Origin of the sequence: Rhodopirellula maiorica SM1 (assembly GCF_000346295.1) — a bacterium.
GTDB classification, from domain to species: Bacteria; Planctomycetota; Planctomycetia; order Pirellulales; family Pirellulaceae; genus Novipirellula; species Novipirellula maiorica.
Map to the genome: position 1 here is coordinate 1 of NZ_ANOG01000255.1, position 796 is coordinate 796.

Sequence of the window (796 nt, forward strand, 5' to 3'; positions counted from 1 at the left end):
GACAAATGGCAACTACCATTGTCCTATCCGAATTTCTCTCCCCTTTCCCCCGCGACTCGCCTCCGGCGATTCGCGGGGGAAAGGGGAGATCGGCTTGGCCAGCTTGCCAGGTAGCAGCCAGTTGTCGCACCGACCGGGGCGAGCCCGGCGGAAGCGAGGGGAGCCAGACTTTCAGTGGTCCACGGGCTTGCGCTTAATGCCATCTACTTTGGCGCTAAACGGGTGGCATTTGTAGCGGTGCGGCGCAAGCCGCCCGGTCTAAACCGAACGTTTCACTCGCCTCAACCGGACGGCTCGCGCCGTGCCGCTACCAAAGTAGATGGCGTTGGACGCGAGCCCGTGGATGCGTTGACTCACCTTAATTGTCTCCGCCTGCGCTACCCTTGCTGACGCAGACGTCATTGCCATTCCAAAAAACGGTGTCGTCGCTTGCGATTCCGGATACTTCACGAACCCAGCGTAACGCGACATCGTCTAGTTTTGCGAATTCGATCACGATTTCACGCATGATCTCCGCACCGGTCAACGCCGGGTCACGCAGCACGAGGGTGCCGTCCGAATAGCGGAGCGATGTCAGTTGTCTGCCAAGTTGTTTGTGACTGAGCGAACCTTTGCGGTCCGTCTGTATTGCGATCGGGTTCCACAGCACGTGCTCGGCGTCGTACTTCATTTTGACCAACCGTTGTTGATGCTCTGGTTTCTGCGGCCATGGACCACGCGGTGAGTATTTGACCTGCCCGAACCCGTCCTCCCCAACGGATCCGGAAATTCCAATACCTCGCAAAACAGATGACGC

At 58.4% G+C, this 796-nt stretch carries 1 protein-coding gene; it reads right to left on the reverse strand.

Annotation, left to right across the window (positions count from 1 at the left end):
• Positions 1 to 358: 358 nt before the first annotated feature.
• A partial coding sequence (locus tag RMSM_RS07935) for a hypothetical protein (RefSeq protein WP_236622047.1) occupies positions 359 to 796 on the reverse strand: 438 nt, incomplete at its 5' end.